This is a genomic window from Niveispirillum sp. (assembly GCF_017996735.1).
Classification (GTDB): Bacteria; Pseudomonadota; Alphaproteobacteria; order Azospirillales; family Azospirillaceae; genus Niveispirillum.
The window spans coordinates 1-25,179 of the sequence record NZ_JAGOGJ010000060.1; the positions used below are offsets into that span (position 1 = coordinate 1).

Genomic DNA, 25,179 nt, shown 5'->3' on the forward strand with positions numbered 1-25,179 from the left:
ACACGCTTGGCCGTCCGGTGGCCCTGCATGTGACGGCGGGCAATGTTTCCGACATCACGATGGCCGAGACCCTGCTGGCTGAGGTCGATGACTGCCGCTACGTCCTGGCCGACAAGGGCTATGACAGCGACAAATTACGGGCCAAGATCAAGGAAAAGGGCGCGAAGCCCGTCATTCCCGGCAGAAAGTCACGCAAGAAGCCCATCCGCTTCGACAAGGTCAGGTACAAATTCCGATGGATGGTCGAGGCGGTCTTCTGCCGCCTCAAGGACTTCAGGCGCGTCGCCACCCGGTACGACAAGCTCGCCAGAAACTTCCTATCCACCATCGCAATCGCAACCATCGTGGCGTACTGGACCTGATTGAGTCTGGACCCTAAGGAGACAAATCAAGAACGGTTTTCCCCTGTCCATCAAACCTCCGTTTGGCGGACAGGTGGCGGTTTTCCGGTTTGCGCTCCATTTTGCTGTTCGCGGGGATGGTTGGACCGACTGAAAGCGGACTTAGCAACGTACGACCTGAAGGGGTGTGCTGGAATCGTACAGGTGAAGACCGAGATCGTCGAACCAACGCTCTGTCTATAGGCCTCAATGGCCTCACTGCGCACGTGCGCCGGGCCGGCGGTCGCCGGCCTGATACGACCAGCACGAGTCAACAACTCATGCCGGTCGTATTACAGCATCGTCGTAATCGCGGCCGACAAGCTCGAATTTCCTGTTTCCTGCTCTCCGGCCATGCCGAGGGCCGCGCTTCCATCGTCGACACCGCGTGGCTGGGCTTGGCCTGAACCGTCGGCGGCGGGGAGGGGCTCGCGCGATCCCTCCCCGGTTGCCTGTGCCTTCTGCCTGGCCTTCAAAACTGGTCGCTGCCGCCGGAAAGCCCGATGTCGGCGACTGCGTCCACTGAGAGCATATCCAGTGCGTGTTCGAACCATGTGACGGCAATATCTCAAAAATGGTGTGTCGTCTGAAATATGCATCGGCGCGCCACTTCATAATAGGAATGAAAATACTCATAGAATCGTAGTAAAAATAGATCATCACATGATCGCAGACCGCCGGAGTGTCTCTGGCGGGTTTTGTTTTGAAGGAACCGGTCACTTAATGGTCACGGGTCTCCGATCGTAACTTTTCATGGAGGAATTTGTTCTGATGGTGATGATTTTTCATTTGCATAGCTATTGTTAGTGATATAGATGATAGTCATAAAGTTACTTATGTATTTTGACGCTCCGGCCCTACTGTCCCCCTCAAGCCGCGGCAGCAGATTATCTGTCAGCCAGGTGAAGGCCATGAACGGAGCTTCTGATGCCTACCAACTTCGCCATCCAACAAGATTTCATCCCCTATCCCCCCATCAGTGACCGGGACCCCGTCATCGAAGGGAATGACGACAGCAATCATCTGCTGGGCACTGCGTCGGGCGACATCATGATCGGTCATGCCGGCGACGACACGCTTGCCGGCGGCGGCGGGTTTGACGTCATGACCGGTGGTGCCGGCGATGACTGGCTGCACGGCGCGGCCGGTACCGATGTCGCCGTCTACCGTGGCGCGCTGGCCGATTACAGCTATGAAGTCATCGGCGGCACCGTCACGCGGATCACCGACCTGCGCCCAGGTTCGCCCGACGGGTATGACCGGCTGACCGGCACCGAATTTCTGGTTTTCGGCAAGGAAACCTATTTCGCCTCCTTCATCCCCGGCGCCCCGTCCGGCAATGCCGGCGCTCAGGCCGCTCCCGCAGAAGGTGGGATCAACCTGCAGGCCAGCGCCGGTCCCAATGGCTGGCTGCTGGACCAGGAGTTCTACCTGAAACAGAATGTCGACGTGGCACAGGCCGTCTCCAGGGGCGAGACTACCGCGCAGGCTCACTGGGAAACCTATGGCCAGTACGAGGTGCGGTCACCCAATGGCCTGTTCAATGCCAACTATTACCTGGCCAACAATGCCGACCTGTCGGCGGCCTTCGGTACCGATGAGAGGGCGGCACTGAGCCATTGGCTGACCTATGGCATCGAAGAGGATCGCGACTCCACGGCGATGTTCAACAGCGAGGCCTATCTGGCGGCCAACGCTGACGTGGCGGAGAGCGACTTCACGGCGGTGGAGCATTTCCTGCTCTATGGCCATAACGAGGGTCGCACGGCCACCGTCGACGGCGCGTGGCTGGGCCTGGCCTGATCACTGGCGGCGGGGAGGGAGCTCGCGCTATCCTGCGGGTCCCCTCCCCGTTTCGCCTGTCCATTGATGACCGACCTTCACCGCCTGATCGACGCGTTTGCCGGCACCCGCATCCTGGTGGTGGGGGATGTCATGCTCGACCGGACTGTCGAGCGGCAACCGGCGGCGCACTCGTCCATTGGCATGCGTCATGATGGGTCGCCGGGCGGGATATTTTTGATGGGTTCGCGCAGGCTGCCGTTGAGCCGCCGACAATCCCGGCCTTGGGTCAATTGAGACCGTTGCAGTTTCCAGTGGACGCCGCTAGATTGAGTTGTGAATCATTCTCAACTGATATGCGGGAATGAAGCGGAGGTGGCCTTCCGGCTTCTGCGCGCAGCAATGGTACCCGGGCCGTGCCCCAGTCGAACAAGATCCTCAGCCTTTACACGACCCATCGCGGGGAACTGGTAAACTACGCCACCAACATCACCGGCGACCGTGCCGCGGCCGAGGACGTGGTGCAGGAAGCCTGGATGCGGATCAAGGCCATGTCCTGCCTGCGTCCGTTGGAGGAGCCGGCGGGTTATCTCTATCGCATCGTCCGCAACCTGGCCCTGGATGGCCGCCGGCGCCGCCAGTTCGAAAGGCAGCATTTCACGGAAGGGGTGCCGGACCAAGCCGAACAGGCCGCCAGCGAAGCCCCAAGCCCGGAGGCGGCCACGGTATCGCGTGACGACCTGCGCCAGGTGCTGGAGGTGCTGGAGGGACTGCCCGAACGTATGCGGATCGCGGTGGAGATGCATCGCCTGGGGGGCGCCAGGCTGAAGGACATCGCCGCCCGTCTCGACGTGTCGGTCACTGTTGCCCATGAACTGGTCGCTGAAGGTGTCCGGCGATGCCGGGACCGGTTGCGTCCCCCCCATGGATCAGGCTGAGCTCTTTTTTTACGAAAAATCACGGTCCCCAGACGTTCAATGGAAGGGGGAGTCCGTTCCGGATTCCCAGCGCATCGGGACGAAGGACCCGAGGGAGAGGCATGGCGGAGGCATCGGACATTCCCGGCGACAGCGACCCCGGCGCGAAGGCGTGCGCGCGCGCCGACCGGGAGGCGACGGACTGGCTTATCCTGCTGCAGGAAGTCGGCGATGATGCGGGAACCCGGGCCCGTTTCGATGCCTGGCTGCACGCCAGCCCACTCAATGCCGCCGCCTGGGCCGAGACGCGCCATGCCGCCGCCGTGATCGAGGGCACGCCGCCTGCTTATACCGGCTATTGGATCGATTTGCCGGGCGCGGCCCCCTCCCCTTCCCTGCGGCCCATCAATCGGGCCGGGACAAGACGGACGTACCAGCGGCGTGCGCCATGGGTGGCCGCGGCTGCGGTCGCGGCCTGCCTTGCCGTCGTTGCGGCACCCAGCCTCCTGCTGCACCTGCGTGCCGACTATTGGACGGGCACGGGCGAGATGCGCAGCGTGCATCTGGCGGATGGCAGCAGCGTGTTTCTGGGTGCTGCCAGCGCCCTGGCGGTGGATTTTGCCGGCGGGAACCGCAAGGTCCGCCTGCTGAAGGGCGAGGCTTATTTCGAGGTCCGGCATGATCCCGACCATCCCTTCCGTGTCGCGGCCAACGGCGTGGAGACGACCGTTCTGGGCACCGGGTTTGAGGTGCGGGTGAAGGAGGAAGGGGTGGAGGTGGCGGTTCGCCACGGCCTTGTCCAGGTTGACGATCCCGACGCTGCCCGGCCCTTGTCGGAACGTCTGGCTACCGGCGAGAAGATCAGCGCCATGCGGACGGGAGACCCGGAACGGGGGCAAACCAAGCCCGATCAGATCGCCGCCTGGACCCATGGCCAACTGGTCGCCAATGACCGTGCCGTGCAGGAGGTCATTGATGCACTGCGCCCCTGGTACCGTGGCGTGATCATCGCCACCGGCGACCGGCTGGACGGGGCGCGTGTCACCGGCGTCTATGATCTGCACGACCCGCAGGCCGCCTTGCAGGCCCTGGCGCACGCCCATGGGGCGGCGGTGCAGCAGATATCACCCTGGGTCACAGTAATTTCCTTCAATTAAATCAGTAAGTTATAAAATATTTCTCCCCGGTGTCAATTTTTTGCCGAAAGCCGCCGCCCCCCGTTCGTTAAGGAATTGGGAGTGTGCGATTGACACGCAGTTGCAGTTGATTGGCGCTCCATAGCGACATATCAATCCGGGGGAATGGATCGTGGCATCGGGAATGAAGGGATTTGCGCCGGCGGCCGTGCGTCAGGGCATGCTGGCCGGCTGTCTGATGGCGACGACGGCGCTTGGCGGGTTCCCGGTGGTGGGTGTGGCCTTGGCACAGGCGGCCGTTGCCGCTGAGGCGCGCGGTTTTGAGATCCCCGCCCAATCGCTGGCCGACGCGCTGACCAGCTTCGGCCTGCAATCGGGCCTCCAGGTCAGCGTGAATGCGGCCGAGATCAGGGGCGTGACGTCCCCCGGCGTGTCCGGTTCGCTGCCGCCGGATCAGGCGCTGGGCCGGCTGCTGGCCGGCACGGGTTTCAGCTTCCGGATCAGCGGCACGATCGCGACCCTGGAACGGATGCCGAAGATCAGCGACGGTGTCATCCAATTAGGGCCGCTGCGGGTGGAAGGCGATGCCGGCTTTGCCGCCAGCAGCGATGCCGGCGCCACGGAACATACGGGTTCCTATACCATGACCGGCCCCGCTGCCACGGCCACGCGCCTGCCGCTCACCTGGCGCGAGACGCCGCAATCGATCAGCGTCGTCACCCGCCAGCAGATCGATGATCAGCAACTGACCAGCATCAGCGAACTGCTCAAACAGGCGCCGGGCGTCACCATCACCCATATCGGCAGCGAGCGGTTCTATATCGTCTCCCGGGGCTTCACGCTGGGCGATTATCAGATCGACGGGATCAATACCGCCACCTTCACCGGCAACCAGAACGTGCCGCAGGGCCTGGTCGACATGGCGATCTATGACCGCGTGGAGGTGCTGCGGGGGGCGGCCGGGCTGCTGACCGGCGCCGGCAACCCGGCCGGCGCCGTGAACCTGATCCGCAAGCGGCCGACCGCCGACATGATTGGCTATGTCTCCGCCAGCGTCGGCTCCTGGGAAAAGGTGCGGGTGGAGGGCGACATCTCCGGGCCGCTGACCGACAATGGCAAGGTGCGCGGCCGTCTGGTCGGCGTCTACCAGCATAATGAGAGTTTCCGCGACGCCGAGCGGCTGGAGAAGAAGATCGCCTACGGCGCGGTGGAGGCCGACCTCACGGAGACCACCGTGCTGGGGGCCGGGATCGACTATCTGGATTACGATCCGCATGGCGTGCATGGGGACGGCGTGCCTCTGATCTGGAGCGACGGCACCCAGGCCGACCTTCCCCGTTCCTTCAATCTTTCCGCCCGGCAGGCGGTGGACAGGAAGCGCACCTACAACATCAATCTGCGGCTGGAACAGGAGATCGCCGCAGACTGGCGGTTCAAGCTGGCGGCCAACCATCTTGACGGGGACCGGGATTTCGACACGGGCGGCGCCTTCTTCGCCGCCGGCTTCCCGGACCGGGCGGCACCGGTTGTGAATGTCGGCGGCGAGCTTTCCCAGGGCACGGGGCGGCAGCGGCAGAATGGCGTCGATGCCATGATCCAGGGCAGTTTCCCCCTTTTTGGTCGCCTGCATGAACTGGCCACCGGCTTCAACTATACCGACTACAAAAACCTGCACACGGCCAACACAGCCTGGGTGGAACCGGTGACCGTGCCCCTGTCGGCCTGGAATCACAGCCAGTCACTGGACGCCGAGCATATTTTCTGGGGCACATTGTCGGACCGTGTGCAGCAATATGGCGGCTATCTGACCGCCCGGCTGAAGCCGGCCGACGGCTTCTCCGTCATTCTGGGCAGCCGGATCACGCATTACGAATATGACAATATTCTCGATCTGCGGCAGCGGTACGGCTACTACGCCGAGGAGAATTACCGAACCCGGCGCCGGCTGACGCCCTATGCCGGCCTGGTCTACGACCTGACCGGCACCCTGTCCCTCTATGCCAGCTATACCGACATCTTCAGTTCCCAGACAGTCAAGGACCGCAATGGCAACCTGCTGAAACCCGTGATCGGGAGCAACCTGGAAGCGGGCGTCAAGGCCGGTTTCCTGGATGACAGGCTGAATGCCAGCATCGCCGTCTTTCGCATAAAGCAGGACAATTTCGCCGAACTGGACCCCGGCTACACTGTGCCCGGCCTCCCGGATACGGCCGCCTATCGCGCGGTCAGCGGCGCCACAAGCCGGGGCGTGGAGGCGGAGATCGCCGGGGAACCGGTGCCGGGCTGGAACATCAGCGCCAGCTTCAGCCACAATGCGCGCAAGAACCCGGATGGCAGCCGGTTGACAACGACGGCGCCGGCCGACACCGCCAAGCTGTGGACGACATGGCGGACCCTCGCAGATCGGCTGACGCTTGGCGGAGGCGCGACCTGGCAGAGCGGTACCTATGTTGTCGGCACGCCATGGCAGATTGAGCGGGAGGTCCGGGCCGAACAGGGGGCCTATGCCGTCATCGGCCTGATGGCGCGTTATCAGGTGACCGACAGCCTGTCCGCGACCCTGAACGTGGACAACCTGTTCGACAAGAAATACAGCTCGCTGGAAGGCCAGTTCTATTCCGGATATTACGGCCAGCCGCGCAGCGCCCTGCTGACCGTCAAGTACGATTTCTGACGTCGGCCGTGATGCGCGCAATACTGACGGCCCTTCACCGCTATGGCGGGTTGGCGATGGCGGGTTTCCTCATTATCGCCGGCCTGAGCGGCAGCATCCTGGCCTTCCGGTTCGAACTGGATAGCGGGCTCAACCCCCATCTGTTCCGGGTCGAGCCGGCCGGAGCGGCGCTGCCCGTTTCCCAACTTGTGGCCCATGTCGAACGTGCCGATCCGGCGGTTGCCGTGCTCACGATCCTGCCCGCCACCAAGGCAGGGGAAACCGCGTCGGCCTATGTCGGCCCGCGTGACGGCAGGGTGGTGGACTATAATCAGGTCTTCCTTGATCCGGCGACAGGGCGGATCCTGGGGCGGCGTATGGATGGCGCCTTCCGGCTCGACCGCGCCCACGTGATCCCCCTCCTGTACCGGTTCCATTATTCGCTGCTGATCCCGGGCTGGGGCACCCTGCTGATGGGCGTGGTGGCGGTGGCCTGGCTGATTGATTGTTTCGTGGGTTGGGTTCTGACCCTGCCGCGCGGGCGGCCCTTCTGGAGGAAATGGCGACCGATCTGGGGTATCAAGCAGGGGGCGGGGGGATATCGCCTCAATCTCGATCTCCATCGGGCGACGGGTCTCTGGCTCTGGCCGGTGCTGTTCCTGCTGGCGCTGTCCAGCATGGCCCTGAACCTCAATCATGAACTGTTTCGGCCCGTGCTGTCCGCCCTGCTGCCCACCAGCCCCAGCATCTGGGACCGGCCGTCGCCAGCGGAACCTCCCGCCATGGTTCTGGACTGGGACGCGGCGGTGGCGGCGGCACAAGCGGAAGCCGGGCGGCGCGGCCTGGACGGACCCGTCGGCATGATCTATGCGGCCCGCGCCCAGGGTTTCTACATGCTGCGCGTCGGTCACCGCCACGCGCCGGGCTTCGGCACCTCCGCGCTGTTCATCTCCGGCGTGGACGGTTCCATCCTGTCGGTGGACGAGGCGGGCGGCGGCCAGGCCGGCGACAGGATCGCAGGATTGATGTTCCCCCTTCATTCCGGGCAGATCGCCGGCCTGCCCGGCCGCATCCTGATCTGCATTGCCGGCCTGGCCGTCGCCATGCTGTCGGTCACCGGCATCTATATCTGGTGGAAGAAGCGGGCGGCGCGCCTGTCCCGCAAGGCGTCGGCGGCGGGCGTTCCCCGGCAAAGCCACCGGTGATCCGGTGATCCCTGACGCCGGTGGCCAGCGGCGTCAGGGCTCCCCTCCCCTGTCTGATCGCGAACAGGTGGGCCGGGTGGAAGTCAGCGGTCGCTGGCCGCCAAGGGTCACGTCCCATGGACCTTTGGCGCAAGGCGCCAGAGCGCATTTCGGGTGACCGGAAACAGCTCTAATTTACACGATGAGCTACAAACAAACAGGATCGTTACCTGTTGATAAAATCTGCGCAGGCAACGCAGGTTGCATCATGATTTTCCCAATATGCGGTAAGTATAGAATTAATCTATAATATAGATGCATTATTAATATTTTTATGGCATAGGCGCCACCCTGACATTATGCATATCCAAAAGACATATTCATTCGGTCCTGAAAGAATGCTACCAGAGTTTTTATGGTGGACATTTAGGAAACAATGGCCACCTATTACGCGAAAAAATTATTGGATAGAGAAACAAAGCCACCTGCCTTGCCCCCGAAACGGTCAGTCATGGATAAGGCGTGGCGTCCGGTGTTAGGGACGGGAGAGGCCAATTGCTTGTGGATTCTGGTATAACGGCCAGTACGCTGCGGTCGGATGGGGCAGGAAATACGTCTTTTCCATTGCCCAAAAAATCGTTTCCCAAGGCGGGGCTGCTGGCTTGCATCGTGATGATGGCGGGCACCGCGACGGCTGTGGCACAGGTTGCGCCCGATGCCGGCAGCCTGCAAAGACAGTTGCGGAACGGTATCCCCGACATCCGCCCCCAACCATCACCCACAGCCCCGGCCGTGACCCCGGAACCACGCGACGACGGCCCACGCCTGCGGGTAAAGGGCTTTGTGATTGAGGGGGCAAGCCTGATCCCGGAGGCCGAACTGAAGGCCATGATTGCGGATCAGACGGATCGGGACCTCAGCCTGGGCGACCTGCAGAAGCTGACGGCGCGGATCAGCGACGCCTACCGGCAGCGCGGCTACTTCGCCCGCAGCTATTTGCCGGCGCAGGAACCGCGGGATGGCATTATCCGCATCACGGTGATTGAAGGCCATTTCGGCAAGATCATCCAAGCTCAGCCGCCCCGGCGCGCGAATGCCGAATTCGTAACATCGGTTGCCGGTTCCCGCCTGCAGCCGGGAGCCCCCTACTCCGCCGATGCGCTGGAACGGGGGCTGCTGCTGGCCAACGATTTGCCCGGCGTCACCGTGGACGGGACCCTGAAGGCCGGCAACGCCACGGGCACCAGTGATCTGCTGCTGGAGATTACGGACGACCCATTATTGTCCGGCTATGTCAGCGGCGATAACAGCGGCACGCGGGCCACCGGCCATTATCGCGGCACGGCCGGTGCCTACCTGAACGGGTTGACCGGGTTCGGGGATCAACTGTCCCTGCTGGGCCTGGCCTCACACGGGCTGACCTATGGGCAGGTGGAATGGAGCGTACCGCTGGGCCATGACGGGCTTCGCGCACGGGCGGCCCTGACCGGCCTGGATTATGATCTGATCGGCGATTTCAAGGATTTGGATGCCGAAGGAACGGCGGTGACGCAGCAGGTGGAGATATCCTATCCGCTGCTGCGCAGCGACCGGCACAGCCTGTGGGCCCGGCTGAATTATGAACATGGTCGGTACGATGATGACACGCTGGGGCTGGCCCTGCACCGCAAGCGCATGGACAAAGGGTCCATCGCCGTGGAGGGCAACCGGGCCGATGCCTGGGCCGGTGGCGGCACCAGCTATTATGGCGTCGCGCTGACGATCGGCAGTCTGGATCTGTCGCGCCTGCGGGCTGATGCGGCCCTGGATGCGGCAACCGCCCGCACCGACGGGACCTTTACCAAGCTGGCCATTGATCTGCGCCGGGATCAGGCGCTGGGCGGCGCATTCTTTCTGCGGGCCCGTCTTGTCGGGCAATGGAGTGGCCGCAACCTGGACAGTTCGGAACAACTGGCCCTGGGTGGTCCGGTCGGGATTCGGGCCTATCCGGTGAATGAAGGCATTGGCGACAGCGGGGCGATCGCCAATGTTGAACTGCATTATCCCATCAGGTCCGGGCTGGCGTCCGGCCTGGATGTTTTCGGCTTTGCCGATGCGGGGCTGACGCGGCGGCATGCGGATAAATGGCGGGGCTGGAACGCCGGCAGCAATGATCCGAACAGCTATCCGCTGTTCGGTGCCGGCATCGGCGCCACATACATCAGGGCTGACGGCCTGGGTGTCACTCTGGTGGCAGCGGTGCCTATTGGTGCCAACCAGGGGGCCCCATCCGGTTTGAACCAGGATGGCGGCAAATCCGACCCGCGTATCTGGTTCTCCTTAAGCAAGAAGTTTTGAGCGGGGGCGACGATGTTCAACCATGGTGGCAGCAATCGGGCCTATCGCCTTATCTGGAACCGGGCCAAGGGCCGCTGGATCGTGGCCCCTGAACGCGCGCGGGGCGGTGGCATGGCGACAACCGCCGTTTCCGCCGTTGCCCTGCTGGCCATGATCGGCACCGCAGAGGTCGCGAAGGCCGAGGGCCTGCCGACCGGGGAGCAGGTCGTTGCCGGGCAGATCACGATCGGCACCCAGGGCAACAGCATGACTGTTGATCAGGGGTCTGCCCGTGGGATCATCAACTGGCAGGGGTTCGATATCGCTGCCGGTTCAAGCGTCACCTTCCGTCAGCCGGATGCATCCGCCGTCACCTTGAACCGGATCACCGGGGGCAGCGGCACCACCATCGCGGGGCGCATTGATGCCAACGGCAAGGTTTACATCGTCAATCCCAATGGTGTGCTGTTCACCCAGGGGGCCCAGGTAAATGTCGGCGGGCTGGTGGCCGCGGCGGGTGATATTGCCGATACGGATTTTCTGGCCGGCATTGATAAATTCACCATGTCCGGTGCCGCCGTTATCAATCAGGGCGCGCTTGCTGCGGCGGATGGTGGTGCGGTTGTGCTGCTGGGCGGCACTGTATCGAACCAGGGCTCCATCAAGGCCGATGGGGGGGATGCCATCCTGGCCGCCGGTTCCACCATGCGCCTGGATGCCGGGGCCGGTGGTCATCTGAAGATCGAGGTGGATGGCGCGACCACGGCCACGCTGGTGGAAAATGGCGGACTGATCGCCGCCAATGGCGGCCAGGTTGTGATGACCGCGCAAGGGGCCAGCGCTGCCATTGCATCCGTGGTTTCCAATAGCGGTACGATTGAGGCTCAAACCCTTGATAACAAGGCCGGCACAATCCTGCTGCTGGCCGATATGGAAGGGGGCGAAACCAAGGTCGGCGGCACCCTGGACGCTTCCGCCCCGGTGGGTGGCGACGGCGGTTTCATCGAAACCTCGGCGGCCAGGGTCAGCATCGACCCGCAAGCCGCAATCACTACCAAGGCCAGCGCGGGTGCCACCGGTACCTGGTTGATTGATCCTTATGATATCACCATTTCGTCGTCAGCCAGTAACAACGTTTCCGTTGTTGTGGGATCGAGCCCTTGGCAAGTGACCCCGACCAGTACCGGCTCCAACATCAATAACTCGACGCTTGCCACCTATCTTGCCAGCAGTAACGTTACCATCAGCACGGTCGGTGCGGGTTCGGAAGCGGGCAACATTACTGTAAGCGCTGCGGTCTCGTGGTCTGCGGCGACAACCTTGTCGCTGATTGCCGATGCCAGTACCGGGGGCATTTTCATCAATGCCAATATCACCGGCAGCAACGCATCAAGCGGGCTGACGTTGAGCGCCGGTTCCGGCGGTATCAGTCAGGCTGGCGGCGCGACCATCCGGACCGGAACGTTGCAGGCGACGGCGGCCAATGGCGGTTCCATCTCACTGACCAACAGTGGCAATCTGGTGGGCACGCTTGGTACGTCCAGTGCGGCGGGCTCCTTCGCCTTTACAAACGGGCAGGCGCTGACGGTTTCCGGCCCTGTCGCCAGCAACGGCACGCTGTCGCTGATCACCACAGTGGGCGATCTGACCATCAATGGGGCCATCAGCGACAGCCATGCCAATTCAAGCCTTACCCTGACGGCCGCCGGCAACCTGATTATCGCCAAGAACATTACGCAGAGCGGCACCAACGCGGCAGCCAGCCTTAACTATGGCGGAAGCTACAGCCTGACGAATGGTGCGCGGCTCTCCCTCTCGGACAGCGGGGCCTCCCTGTCCATCGGCGGCACGTCTTATACGCTTATCCATGATGTCGCCGGCCTTCAGGCGATGGCCGTCGGCACCAATTACGCACTGGCCAACGATATCGATGCCTCGGCGACCAGCTCATGGAATTCGGGGGCGGGGTTTGCGGCCATCGACAGTTATGCCAATACCTTTGCTGGCCTCGGGCATATTATCGACAGCCTGACCATCAACCGGCCCTCCAATTCGCAGCAAGGGCTATTCGGGATCATGTCCGGGACGGCCCGCGATGTTACCCTGTCCAACGTGTCCGTCAGCGGCAATGGCACAGTGGGCAGCATTGTGGCCCGGCTCTCGGGCGGCACCATCACGAATGTCCATGTTACGGGTAGCGTGGCTGGCGCTTCCGGCTTGGTCGGCGGACTGGTCGGCTGGAACGATATTGGATCGATCAGCCTGTCTTCCTCTGCCGCCAGCGTGTCGGGCGCGGGCGAGGTTGGCGGCCTGGTCGGGCGAAACCGGGCCGGCTCGATTACCGCCTCCTATGCCACCGGCTCTGTGACGAGCACAAGCAGCGGGGCCGGGGGGCTGGTCGGCACTTCCGTGCAAGGCAGCACCCTGACCGATGTCTATGCCAGCGGGCTGGTGACCGGCAGCACCGGCACCGGTGGCCTGGTCGGCAGTCAGGATGCCTCGAGCATCACGGCGAGCAATGCCTATTGGGACAGCAATACGACCGGGCAATCGACCAGCGCCGCCGGTACCAGTATCACCAGCGCCAATGCCCGCACCCAATCGACCTACGCCGGCTTTGATTTCACCAACACCTGGGTGATGATCGCCGGCGAAACCCGGCCCATGCTGCGGAATGAATATTCCTCGGTGATCGCCACCCCGGCCGCGCTGCAACTGATGTCGCTCAATCTGGCCGGCAGTTACACCCTGGGCGCCAATCTCAATCTGACCAGCGCTTTCACCGCCGACAGCAATGGTTACTATGCCGGCCTGTGGGGCGCTTCCGGTTTCGCGCCCGTGGGTAACAATTCAACCAGTTTTACCGGCAGTTTTGATGGCCAGTCACACACCATCACCGGCCTGACGATCAACCGCAGCGCCACAAACTATGTCGGTCTGTTTGGCTATACCAACAGCGCAACGATCAGCAATATCAAGCTGACTGGCGGCAGCATCAGCGGGAATGACGATGTTGGCCCCTTGATCGGTTACATGCTGGGCGGCTCCGTATCCTCGGCCACGGCCAGCGCGACAGTGTCGGGGGCAAGCACCGGGGAGGTCAACAGTGGCGGTTTGATTGGTGCTGTTGATGCTGGTGCGGTCAGCGGATCATCCGCTGGCAGCAGCGTCACCGGTGCTGGTTATAATATTGGCGGCCTTGTGGGCTATCTCGTCAATGGCGGCACAATCACCCAATCCTATGCCACCGGTAATGTGACAGGCACCGGTTCCTCAGACGGCTATGTGGGCGGCCTTGTCGGCGGCAATGGTTACGCCGCAAGTGATGGCGGTACGATTTCCCGTTCCTATGCCACCGGCACAGTGACCGGCGCAAGGGGGCCGGTTGGCGGGCTGGTTGGGCATAATGAGGGGACAATCACCGATTCCTACGCCACCGGTCGTGTCATCGGGCTTGCTGGTGCCAGCAATATCGGCGGTTTTGTGGGGGTGAATTTCACCCATGGTGTGATCACGAATGCCTATTCAACTGGTTATGTAACCGGCAGTTCACTGGTGGGCGGCTTCGCCGGCTATAACAATAACAGCGCTTCCGCCATCACCAACGCCTATTGGGACACACAGACCAGCGGCCAGTCGGGCGGCATTGCCGGTGGCTCAGGCTCGATCACCGGCCGCACAACGGCCCAGTTGCAAGGCAGTCTGCCTGCCGGTTTTTCCAGCGCCATCTGGGGTACGGGGACAAACCTTTATCCCTATTTCGGCTGGAATTACAGCACCACACCGGTCGCCGTGACCGGTGTCGCCTACAGCGATGCCGGCACCACCAGCCTGGTGGGCGCCACCGTGACCGCCCTGTCCGGCGGCAGCGCGATCGGCAGTGCGGTAACGGGCGGCAATGGCTATTACTATATCCTCGGCACAGCCTCCTCCCTCGCCTCTTCCGGTGTGCTGACCTATATTGATAATGGGGCCACGAAAGGGGCCGCCTTCTCTGACAATGCCGGCACCAACGGTATCCAGAACCTTTCCATCTATGGAATGGCGGCGCATATCATCACCGGCCAGTCCACGCTGACCGCGACCCGGACCAATTACCTCGCTGCCCTTGGCAGCTATAGCGACACGGACCTGTCCTTCCTGTCGTCGGCCAGCTTTGCCCCGCTGACCACAACAGCGGGCTATGGCGTCTATCTGGATACCAGCGGTAACTACGCACTGAACACCAATCTTGGTTCCAGCGGCCTGTTGACCATCAACAGCGGCGGCACATTCGGTGTCAGCGGCACCATCACGCTGTCGGCGGCCGGGGCGCTGACCATCGCTGATGCCGTTTCCTGGTCGGATGGTTCCAGCCTCACCGTCTCTACCACCAGTTCCGGCAATATCAGCCTTGGCGGTGCTGTGACAGGGACAAGCGGCACGCTGATCGTGAATGCGGGCGGTACCGCCACGACCGCGAGTGCCGTTGATGTTAGCGCCTTCAACCTTGCCAACGGCACCTGGAGCCAGATTGCCGCCACACTCCCCAGCTTCAGCGCCACGAGTTTCGCGCTGGCCGGCGGCACCACCTTCCTGCGCGTTACCGGTGGTGACGGCGCGGCGGCGACGCCCTATCAGATCGCCGATCTCTACGGCTTGCAGGGGGTTGGCTCCACCAGCCTGCTGTCGCAGAATTTCGTCCTGACGGCGGATATCAACGCCACACCCACATCCAGCTGGAATTCCGGCACCGGCTTTGCGTCCATTGGTGGTTCCAGCACTGCTTTCACCGGCAGCTTCGATGGCGGGGGTTACACAATCGGCGGCCTTGTTGTGAACCGCCCGACCATTGCCGCCGGTCTTTTCGGCTCCATCGGCAGCAGCGGGAGCGTGAGCAACCTTACGGTTGCGGGATCCGTAAAGGGTCTTTCCGCTGGTATGCTGGTGGGTGACAATAGTGGCTCCATCAGCGATGTGACCACCTATGGCAGCGTCGGCAATTCGGGGGCTGCCAGTGCCGGCAGTCTTGGCGGCCTTGCCGGACAGAATACCGGTACGATCAGTGGTTCCAAATCATCGGCCAGCATCACGGCCAGTTCCATATCCGGCAGCAATGTCGGCGGCCTTGTGGGCAGCAACACTGCCGGCGCCACGATCAGCGGTTCATCCGCGACGGGTGCGGTGACAAATTCCGGCACAAGCAGCGGGACGGCAGGCGGACTTGTCGGGTCGAATGCCGGCAGTGTCAGCAACGCTTACGCCACCGGTTCCGTCACCACCGGTTATTACGGCGGCGGCTTATCCGGCCAGAATAGTGGAACCATCACCAACACCTATGCGACCGGGGCCATTTCTGGCGGTCAATATAGCGGTGGCCACACCGGCGACAATTCCGGAACCATTGCCAACAGCTATTCAACAGGGGCGGTGACATCCAGCACAGTTGCCGGCGGATTGATCGGAAACAATGCCGGGACCATCACCGACAGCTTCTGGAACACGACCAGTTCCAGCAACAACATTGGGGTTGGTGCTGGATCAGGCACCGGCGCCACCGGGCGGACCACGGCACAGATGAACAGCCTGTCCACCTTCACCGGTGCCGGCTGGAGCATTGATGATGCCGGCGGCACCTCCTCTGTCTGGCGCATCTATGATGGCTACACCGCCCCGCTATTGCGCAGCTTCTTGTCCAGCCTCACCATAACCGGGGGCAGCGGCACCAAGACATATGATGGTTCAGCCTCCTCCACCAGCGTGGGAACCCTGGTCTATAACCCCAGCGGTTACACAACGTCGCTGGTGTCCGGCACCGCATCCTATACGGCAAACAGCGCCAATGCCGGCAGCTATTCCGGCTCGAACCTGACCCTGTCCGGCCTTTATTCAAGCCAGCTTGGCTACGACATCACCTTTGTGGCCGGCACGTTGGTGATCGACAAGGCGGCGCTGACCGTCACAGCCAGCAATGCCAGCAAGACCTATGACGGCGCCGCCTTCAGCGGCGGCAACGGCGTTACCTATAGCGGCTTCGTCAATGGCGAGACAGCCAGTGTGCTGGGCGGCACCCTCTCCTATGGCGGCACGGCGCAGGGCGCGGTCAATGCCGGGACCTACACGCTCACCGCGTCCGGTCTGACCTCCAGCAACTACACCATCAGCTATAATCCCGGCCAGTTGACCATCAACCCGGCGGCACTGACCGTTACAGTCAGTGTCAATGATGCCAGCAAGACCTATGATGGCATCGCCTATAGCGGCGGGAATGGGGTCAGCTATAGCGGCTTTGTCGGTGGTGATACCGCCGCCAGCCTTGGGGGAACGCTCACCTATGGCGGCACGGCGCAGGGCGCGATCAACGCCGGCACCTACACCCTCACCGCTTCAGGCCTGACCTCCAGCAACTACACCATCTCCTATACTGCCGGTCAGTTGACCATCAACCCGGCGGCACTGACCGTTACGGCCAACAATGCCAGCAAGACCTATGATGGTACCGGCTACAGCGGCGGCAACGGCGTTACCTATAGCGGCTTCGTCAATGGTGAGACCGCCAGCGTGCTGGGCGGCACCTTGTCCTATGGCGGCACCGCGCAGGGCGCCACCAACGCCGGGACCTACACGCTCACCGCTTCTGGCCTGACCTCCAGCAACTACAGCATCAGTTACAATGCCGGCCAGTTGACCATCAACCCGACGGCGCTGACCGTCTCGGCCAACAATGCCAGCAAGACCTATGACGGCACCGGCTACAGCGGCGGCAATGGCGTTACCTATAGCGGCTTCGTCAATGGCGAGACGGCCAGTGTGCTGGGCGGCACCTTGTCCTATGGCGGCACCGCACAGGGGGCCACCAACGCCGGGACCTACACGCTCACCGCCTCCGGCCTGACCTCAAGCAATTACACTATTTCCTATACAGCCGGTCAGCTGAACATCAGCCCGGCGGCGCTGACCGTCTCGGCCAACAATGCCAGCAAGACCTATGACGGCACCGGCTACAGCGGCGGCAACGGCGTTACCTATAGCGGCTTCGTCAATGGCGAGACAGCCAGTGTGCTGGGCGGCACCCTCTCCTATGGCGGCACGGCGCAGGGCGCGGTCAATGCCGGGACCTACACGCTCACCGCGTCCGGTCTGACCTCCAGCAACTACACCATCAGCTATAATCCCGGCCAGTTGACCATCAACCCGGCGGCACTGACCGTTACAGTCAGTGTCAATGATGCCAGCAAGACCTATGATGGCATCGCCTATAGCGGCGGGAATGGGGTCAGCTATAGCGGCTTTGTCGGTGGTGATACCGCCGCCAGCCTTGGGGGAACGCTCACCTATGGCGGCACGGCGCAGGGCGCGATCAACGCCGGCACCTACACCCTCACCGCTTCAGGCCTGACCTCCAGCAACTACACCATCTCCTATACTGCCGGTCAGTTGACCATCAACCCGGCGGCACTGACCGTTACGGCCAACAATGCCAGCAAGACCTATGATGGTACCGGCTACAGCGGCGGCAACGGCGTTACCTATAGCGGCTTCGTCAATGGTGAGACCGCCAGCGTGCTGGGCGGCACCTTGTCCTATGGCGGCACCGCGCAGGGCGCCACCAACGCCGGGACCTACACGCTCACCGCTTCTGGCCTGACCTCCAGCAACTACAGCATCAGCTACAATGCCGGCCAGTTGACCATCAACCCGACGGCGCTGACCGTCTCGGCCAACAATGCCAGCAAGACCTATGACGGCACCGGCTACAGCGGCGGCAATGGTGTCAGCTATAGCGGCTTCGTCAATGGCGAGACGGCCAGCGTGCTGGGCGGCACGCTCTCCTATGGCGGCACGGCGCAGGGGGCGGTTAATGCCGGGACCTACACCCTCACCGCGTCCGGCCTGACCTCCAGCAACTACGCCATCTCCTATACAGCCGGCCAGTTGACCATCAACCCGGCCGCGCTGACCGTCACGGCCAACAATGCCAGCAAGACCTATGATGGTACCGGCTACAGCGGCGGCAACGGCGTCAGCTATAGCGGCTTCGTCAATGGCGAGACGGCCAGCGTGCTGGGTGGCACCCTGTCCTATGGTGGCACCGCGCAGGGCGCGATCAACGCCGGCACCTACACCCTCACCGCGTCCGGTCTGACCTCCAGCAATTACACTATTTCCTATACAGCCGGTCAGTTGACCATCAACCCGGCGGCGCTGACCGTCAGCGCCAACAATGCCAGCAAGACCTATGACGGCACCGGCTACAGCGGCGGCAATGGCGTTACCTATAGCGGCTTCGTCAATGGTGAAACCGCCAGTGTGCTGGGCGGTACCCTGTCCTATGGCGGCACGGCACAAGGGGCGACGGATGTAGGGGATTACATCATCACGGCCTGGGGTCTCTTATCCAACAATTACACGATCAGCTTTGAACCCGGAACCTTGACCATTGCCAGATCGACCAATGACGGCAAAGAAAACGCAAGCATGCTTGCCTTGGCAACGAAAAATATTCTTGCCGAGCAAGCAAAAATTGCTTCAATGACAGACAATAAAATCAAAGGAAAGAATATTCTCACAACACTGACCATATTGCCTGATTACATACAGCTTCCCCCCTCTGCACCATGAGCGGAATTGACCTGTTCCCGAACACTGCTTTGCCAGAAAGGGGCGTCTTGTCCGAACGGCATGGGCGATGATGGTCTTTCGTACCGATCTTTTCGCGCGCATCGCTCAGCACCTCTGGCGCGGCGCCAGTCGCCACCGTGCCACCTGAGCCATAGCATGAGCATCTTGCCCTTATCGAACGTTCGGCAATAAAGGCGGCAGATCCGCCGGGACCGGTGAAACGTCTGCGGCTGCACCGCCCCAGTCCCTGCCCTTCTGGGGTTGCATGCAAACCCGGCCCATGTGTGCAATGCTGCGCCCCGGGTCGGCTTCTTTGAAAAATCGGCACCGGCACGCTTTTGCGTGGAATTTTCTCGTATCTCAGATGCGTGATAATTCTTGTCTGGAAGGGCAATCCGTGGAATTATCTCGCATCTGAAATACGGAATAATATTCATGCCTATTCATCTCGTTGGCGAAACGATCGATGCAAAGCAGGCGTTTCAGCGCGCTCAGACAGGAGAACTTGTTCAGCTCCTGCGAGGAATTTACATCGACCAGAACGACGATGTCGACGCAGTCGTGTTGGGCCATGCCATCCGTATTGCCCACTATCTCTACCCGAGCGCCTACCTGTCATCGGCAAGTGCCGCCCGGCAGGCCCCCACAGCAGATGGAAGGCTTTTCATCAGTGGGCGGCGGAACCAGCGCACCCGGCTACGCGGTCTGGAGATCATCCAGAACGAGGCCCCCCCTCACCCATCGACCACTACGGTGATCGTCGGCGACGATCTGGGCGAAATGCGGATCGAGGCATCGTCCCCCCGCCAGCGCCTTCTGGAAGCCTTCCGCCTGCGCAGCGAGCATGCCAGCGCCATTGACACGGAATTGCGCCTCCAGATGGCCGAACGCCTCATCGAGGAGTTCGGAACGCCCAAGGACGCGGCCGATGCGGTCTGGGCGTTAGCGCGCGAGAACGGCTGGTACCGGGAGGGTGAAGGGGCCGAGCGCTTCCTGCTGTCGCGGCCAGGAGCCGCCAAGGCACCGGCCAACAAGGCCGCCTTTGAACTCGTGATTGCCTGGCATGGTGAACCGCTCGGTCGGTTGGCCCATGACGGCTTTGAATGGCGCTGGAAGGCGTCCCGCCGATCCGGTCCGGCGCTGGTGCGCGACACCACCCCCGGCAAGCTGCCGGCCTTCATTGAATCGCTGCTGCCTGAGGGTTGGCTAGCCCAGGTACTCAATCAACGCGATGAGCGGGATGCGCTTCGTCGCGGTCGACGATACATGTCCAACATCACCGTGGTCGAGGCTCGCCAGAAATTGCAGAACCTGCCAGCCGACATCCTGGTGACCAGGCTGGCAGACTTCACCGATGGCGGACGCTTCACCGGCCATTACGAGGGCCCTGCCCGTCAGACCCTCGCCGACAGCTTCGAGCAGAACCTTTCCCGGATCTTCGCCCGCGCCGAAACCCCGCGCTTGTCGGGTGTCCAGATCAAGGCACCGATGCACCTGTCGCCGGAGGGGGCGCTGCTCCCCGCTATCGACCTTCCTTTCACCCACATCCTCAAGCCTGCTGGCACGTCCGGCTTCGAGATGCTGCCGATCGTGGAGTGGCTATGCCTGGAGCTTGGTCGGGCCGCCGGCTTCAGCGTACCCGGTATCGCCCTGGTGCCCATGCCGGATACCATGCCCCCTGCCCTGCTCGTGGAGCGTTTTGATATCCGTCAAGGCCCCGAAGACCAGCGTCGGCTTGCGCTGGAGGATTTCTGCTCGGTCCTCGACCTCCCGGCATCGGCAAAATATGACGGCACCATCGAGCGCATGGCGCGTGGCATGCGCCCCCTCTCGACCGATCCGGCACCCGACCTCAACATCCTGTTCCGCCGCGCCCTCTTCGCCTGGCTGATCGCCGATGGTGATATGCACCTGAAGAATCTGGCCCTGCTGAAAATCGCGGCCCCTTCAGCGCGGACCTTCACCAATGTCCGGTTCGCCCCCCTCTATGACGCCGTCACGACACGTGTCTTCCCGGGCCTTGCCGGCGACCGTATGGCCCTTAAAGTAAACGGCAAGGACGATCGGCTGACCCGGCGCGACTTCATGGCGCTGGCCCGCACGATCGGCGTGCCCCTGGGCGCGGCAGAGGATGCCATCATCGAACTGGTGAGCAATCTCGTAAGGGCCCTGGAAACCGTCTGCTTGCCGACTTTCGCACTCGACAGCAAAGCTGCGGCCGATATTCAGGATCAGGTCCTGTCCCTTGCCCGTGAACGGTGCGCGGCACTTGGCGACGAGGTCGGATAAGGAGCCGCTCCCCCCCTGCCCTGCCCGCTTTCACCGCTGGGCGTGTCGCTGATACTGGCTGCGCGGGCTTTCTCTTGTTGGCCAGATCTCCCGCAATCCTGGAATGAAAGCCGGTTGCTCATCGGACCGGCGTTGAAAAGGTCCGATAATACCGCCGACGGTAGATATGCCGATGACGTGGCAAATCATACCACCTGTATAAAACCACTTCCGACGTCGGAAGTGGTTATTCCTCTGCCAGGACCATCTCAATCGCGGCCTTCAAAGCCAGCAACTGCTCCCGTTCCTCTACGCTCAAGCCAGCCCCTTTTACGGCCTGCAGGCTGCGTGTCCATTTGCGGACGGCTGGTAGTCGCGATGATGCGGGGGCGGCAGCCGGGGCAGGGGAGGGGACAACACCGTCCTCCTTGGCCTGGCGGGCCGTGCGGACATTCAGCTTGCCATCGCGGGCCAAAGCCCACAGCATGGGCTGCTGATCCGTTGGTGCGCGGGCGATTTCAAACAGCGTGCCCCGCGGTACGGCGGCGCCGATATCGCTGCCGAGATCGGACAGGATGACGGCGGGAAGGGCGAGGATCTTCAACAGGCTGCTGACCTGCACGGTGCTTTTGCCAACCAGCGCCGCGACCTCCTGTTGCTTCAGCCCGCGTTGGCGCATCAACCGCTCAAGGCCCCGCGCCTCTTCCAATGGGGTCAGATCGACACGTTGCAGGTTCTCCACCAGAGCCGCCGTATCGGCATCCCCGTCAAAGCGCAGGGCAACCATACTTGTCCAGCCGGCAAGCCGCGCCGCCCGCCAGCGACGTTCGCCCGCCACAAGCACATAATGGTCGGGACGGTCCGGGTGTGGACGAACAAGGATGGGGGATAGTTGTCCGACGCGCTTCAAACTATCGGCTAGTGCCGCCAGTTCGCCTTCATCGAAATGCTGGCGGTTCTGGGCCGGGTCGGGTTCGATCCTGTCCAGTGCCAACTCGAAACTATGATTGAAGCGGCTGTTAAGGGCAGTCAGAGATGTGCTGCCTTGCGTCAGTCGGCCCGAAAGCGCCGCCAGCGCGGGGGGAGGGGTCTTGCTCTTCGCCATGGGATCAGCTTCCCGTCATGGTGGAGGGCTGGGCCAATGGAAGGGCCCGACCTGCGGCGATGGCCTCTGCCAGGTCGCGGTATGTCGTCACGCCGGCAGCATCAGGATAAAGATCCACCGCAGGCTTGTAGTTCAGGTTCGCCTTGCCAAAGGCGCTATTGTCATCAATGGGCGTCAGAACCGGCACCGTGGCCCCCAGACTTGCGATCAGCAGATCCAGGATTTGTCTGTCGACCGACTTCCGACGTCGGAACTGTGTCGGCAGAATGCCAACAAGGCGCAAGCCGGGATTGAGGCGGCGCTGCACCTTGGCAATGGTCTCCTGCATCAGAGCCAGCCCCATCGTGTCCATCGGCTCCGTCCGCACGGGTACAAACACCTCGTCTGCGGCCGTCAATGTCATCAGGGTCATCATGCCCAGATTGGGCGGCCCATCAATGATAATATGGTCGAACCGTTGGCGCAGCGGGGACAGACATTCCCTCAGCAGCATTTCTGTCCCCGGTTCACGCACCCCATCGGCCTTGGCCAGGTCGATATGCGACGGCAGCAGCGTGAAGTTGCCGACCTGGATCAGCGCGTCGTCAACCGTTGCCGCCTCAAGCAGCACATGGGCGAGGGTGCGCCGTTGCCGGTACAAATCAACCAGCGGCACGCCCAGGGTTTCGCTTGCACTGGCCTGCGGGTCGGCATCGACCAGCAGAACCTGCCGCCCGCCACGGGCCAGCGCAGCAGCGATATTGATGGCTGTTGTGGTTTTCCCGACACCACCCTTTTGGTTGGTGAAGGCCATGACCCGGGCGGGCAGATGCTGGCTTTTGATAAAGGCGGCAATTTCCTTCGGGATACGCTCGCCACCGCTTTCCCACTTGCTGATGCGGGCATTGTCGATGCGCTTGCCCAGTTGATCGTTAAGCCAGTGCGCCAATTGCTCCTGCGTCAACCCGCCCAATCTGTGGCGGAATACGCGCAATTCCTCGCCCGTCATGGCCCAGCCCTTTCAATTTCTGATCAGGGCTATGGATGCCTCCTTGTTACAAGCAGGTCAACATGATTTGTAGGTGAGGGGGTTTTACCGGACTTTCTCAACGGGCGCGGCGACGCCCTATATTGGTGGTATCAGACCGCCAGCTTCTCTTCTGCCACCACCGTCTCGGCGATGGTGGGAACCCACTTCTTCAGGTTGCTGGGTGCTGTGGCCGCCGCGGGCAGGGTGACGCCCAATTGTACGGCCCGATCGGCCCAGGCCTTGCGTGTGGCGAAATCCGCCGCCTCCATCCAGCGCAATGCGGCGACGACACCCCGTTGCTGAAACCGCCGTGCCTCCGCGGCTGCGGCAATTCTCTCCGCTGCTTCACCTTGGCGCTGCACCTTTGGCTTGGCGGCGGTTTTCACAGCCCGTTCCAGCTCGCCCACATCCTTGCCACGCACGCGGAAAACCAGGCCGACGACCCGACCGCCGTTGCCGCCCCGACCCTGCCGGATCTCGTCCATCTCGACGCTGAATTCCGCCAGCTCGTTGATCTCCTGCACGGCGGGATCAAGGGCCTTCTTCCGTAAGTCCTTAAAATCCTTCAATTTATCACGACATCCCAGGACATCGCGAACATCGTCGACCTTCGCACTCCAGTAAGGTTCGGTTGCCTTGCGATCGGCATAGCGCTTCAGGATTTCGTACAGGGTCAGCGCATATTTGCTGGTGAACTGATAGATCACCGACAATGACAAGGCGGAGTATAGAGCCGGTTCAACCAGACGCTGGGCGATCTCTTCAGGAAACTCAAAGGTCAGTTCACCCGTCACCTCATTGATCGTGACCCGCCCCAGCAAATGGTCAGAAACCCAGGTGCGACCATCGGACCCCAGGACGTCGTACTGAACCAGCACCTTTTGCAGCCGGGTCAAACTTTCCTTCAGCCAGAAATTTGTATCCCCGTGCGATGCGGCGTCGCGTGCCTCTGCGGCAAACCGCCGGATGTCCGATAGATAGGTGCTGTGGCGGGTTGTTTTGCCGATATTCGGGGCCGCAATGGCCAGCAGGTGATTGAACAGTTTGCGATCGGACAGTCGCAAATCCTCGTTGCCTGTTGCCCGCACTTCCACCAAAGCGGTCGCCTTGATCAAGGTCCCGCTCAACTTCTTGCGTCGTGCCGTCTGCGTCGCCACAATGGATAGTGATGGTTCCGACACGAAACCCGCTCCTGCTATCAGTGCAAGCAGTTAGGCATAACCCGGACCAGAAGCCAAGAATTGAGTCCGTTGAAAAGGTCCGTTGAAAATCTGCCTTGTCTTTGATTCCTTAGTTCCTTAACTTCCTAAGGTCAAATATGTTATATTTTACAATACGTTATCTCCCATTCCCGGACAAATCCAACGCTTCTTCGGACATCTTCAACGCTTCATGGGGAGGTTCTCTACGCCCCGTTCCAACCAACCCGGACATCTTCAACGGTGTTGTTTGATATCAGGGATTTATGCCCCACCATCGGACGTCTTCAACGCTTAATCGGACCTTTTCAACGGTGTCGCGGGACCATGCTTCACCGGACCTGCCCAACGGGGACCGTGGACCGCATGCGAATCAAACCATTCTGATTCGGATTTCCCGGACCTTTTCAACGGGTCACCGGACTTATCCAACGCCCCTTCCAATGCCAGTGCGGGTGTTTACCGGACATTCTCAACGGGGGGAGGGCGGGCTTTAACGGACATTCCCAACGGGGCAGGGGAGCTTTATCGGACATTCCCAACGGGGTGTGATGCCACTATCAGGGTGCTTGATCGGGACAATTACTATCCATCTGATCATAAAAGTGAATCTCAGTTCAGAATAGAAT

At 61.9% G+C, this 25,179-nt stretch carries 12 protein-coding genes; 9 read left to right on the forward strand and 3 right to left on the reverse strand.

Features of this window, described 5'->3' with window-relative positions; all coding sequences use genetic code 11:
• The 9 genes from KBA48_RS18295 to KBA48_RS18335 form a co-directional block, all read left to right on the forward strand.
• Positions 1–362 (forward strand): IS5 family transposase (locus KBA48_RS18295; protein WP_292908993.1); only part of this gene is annotated, 362 nt, incomplete at its 5' end.
• 945 nt (positions 363–1,307) lie between these two features.
• On the forward strand, positions 1,308–2,183 hold the full coding sequence (locus tag KBA48_RS18300) for a hypothetical protein (protein WP_292908995.1): 876 nt from the start codon (positions 1,308–1,310) through the stop codon (positions 2,181–2,183).
• A gap of 395 nt (positions 2,184–2,578) precedes the next feature.
• Complete coding sequence (locus tag KBA48_RS18305) at positions 2,579–3,100, forward strand: sigma-70 family RNA polymerase sigma factor (protein WP_292908997.1); 522 nt, start codon at positions 2,579–2,581, stop codon at positions 3,098–3,100.
• 101 nt (positions 3,101–3,201) lie between these two features.
• Complete coding sequence (locus tag KBA48_RS18310; RefSeq protein ID WP_292908999.1) at positions 3,202–4,236, forward strand: FecR domain-containing protein; 1,035 nt, start codon at positions 3,202–3,204, stop codon at positions 4,234–4,236.
• Positions 4,237–4,387: 151 nt separating this feature from the next.
• Positions 4,388–6,889 (forward strand): TonB-dependent siderophore receptor, encoded by a 2,502-nt coding sequence (locus tag KBA48_RS18315; protein WP_292909001.1) that lies wholly within the window; start codon positions 4,388–4,390, stop codon positions 6,887–6,889.
• Positions 6,890–6,900: 11 nt separating this feature from the next.
• Entirely contained in the window at positions 6,901–8,073 is a 1,173-nt protein-coding gene (locus KBA48_RS18320) for a PepSY domain-containing protein (RefSeq protein WP_292909003.1), read from the forward strand.
• A gap of 603 nt (positions 8,074–8,676) precedes the next feature.
• Positions 8,677–10,389, forward strand: a complete 1,713-nt coding sequence (locus KBA48_RS18325) for a ShlB/FhaC/HecB family hemolysin secretion/activation protein (protein ID WP_292909005.1) — start codon at positions 8,677–8,679, stop codon at positions 10,387–10,389.
• 12 nt (positions 10,390–10,401) lie between these two features.
• Entirely contained in the window at positions 10,402–18,969 is an 8,568-nt protein-coding gene (locus KBA48_RS18330) for an MBG domain-containing protein (protein ID WP_292909007.1), read from the forward strand.
• Between the two features lie 435 nt (positions 18,970–19,404).
• The gene (locus KBA48_RS18335) at positions 19,405–21,258 is read left to right on the forward strand and encodes a type II toxin-antitoxin system HipA family toxin (RefSeq protein ID WP_292909009.1); all 1,854 of its coding nucleotides are present in this window, start codon (positions 19,405–19,407) and stop codon (positions 21,256–21,258) included.
• Between the two features lie 226 nt (positions 21,259–21,484).
• Here KBA48_RS18335 and KBA48_RS18340 read toward each other — a convergent pair whose 3' ends face one another.
• The 3 genes from KBA48_RS18340 to KBA48_RS18350 form a co-directional block, all read right to left on the reverse strand.
• Complete coding sequence (locus tag KBA48_RS18340) at positions 21,485–22,342, reverse strand: ParB/RepB/Spo0J family partition protein (RefSeq protein ID WP_292909011.1); 858 nt, start codon at positions 22,340–22,342, stop codon at positions 21,485–21,487.
• A gap of 4 nt (positions 22,343–22,346) precedes the next feature.
• Positions 22,347–23,330, reverse strand: coding sequence for an AAA family ATPase (locus KBA48_RS18345; protein ID WP_292909013.1), 984 nt, complete (start codon positions 23,328–23,330; stop codon positions 22,347–22,349).
• A gap of 131 nt (positions 23,331–23,461) precedes the next feature.
• A complete protein-coding gene (locus tag KBA48_RS18350) occupies positions 23,462–24,532 on the reverse strand; it encodes a replication initiation protein (RefSeq protein WP_292909015.1) in 1,071 nt (356 codons plus the stop codon).
• Between the last annotated feature and the right edge of the window lie 647 nt (positions 24,533–25,179).

What these genes read in the sequence shown, in the direction of transcription:
- KBA48_RS18300 (WP_292908995.1), top strand. Translation starts at nt 1,308, where the DNA reads ATGCCTACCAACTTCGCCATCCAACAAGATTTCATCCCCTATCCCCCC.
- KBA48_RS18310 (WP_292908999.1), top strand. Translation starts at nt 3,202, where the DNA reads ATGGCGGAGGCATCGGACATTCCCGGCGACAGCGACCCCGGCGCGAAG.
- KBA48_RS18320 (WP_292909003.1), top strand. Translation starts at nt 6,901, where the DNA reads ATGCGCGCAATACTGACGGCCCTTCACCGCTATGGCGGGTTGGCGATG.
- KBA48_RS18330 (WP_292909007.1), top strand. Translation starts at nt 10,402, where the DNA reads ATGTTCAACCATGGTGGCAGCAATCGGGCCTATCGCCTTATCTGGAAC.
- KBA48_RS18335 (WP_292909009.1), top strand. Translation starts at nt 19,405, where the DNA reads ATGCCTATTCATCTCGTTGGCGAAACGATCGATGCAAAGCAGGCGTTT.
- KBA48_RS18340 (WP_292909011.1), bottom strand. Translation starts at nt 22,342, where the DNA reads ATGGCGAAGAGCAAGACCCCTCCCCCCGCGCTGGCGGCGCTTTCGGGC.
- KBA48_RS18345 (WP_292909013.1), bottom strand. Translation starts at nt 23,330, where the DNA reads ATGACGGGCGAGGAATTGCGCGTATTCCGCCACAGATTGGGCGGGTTG.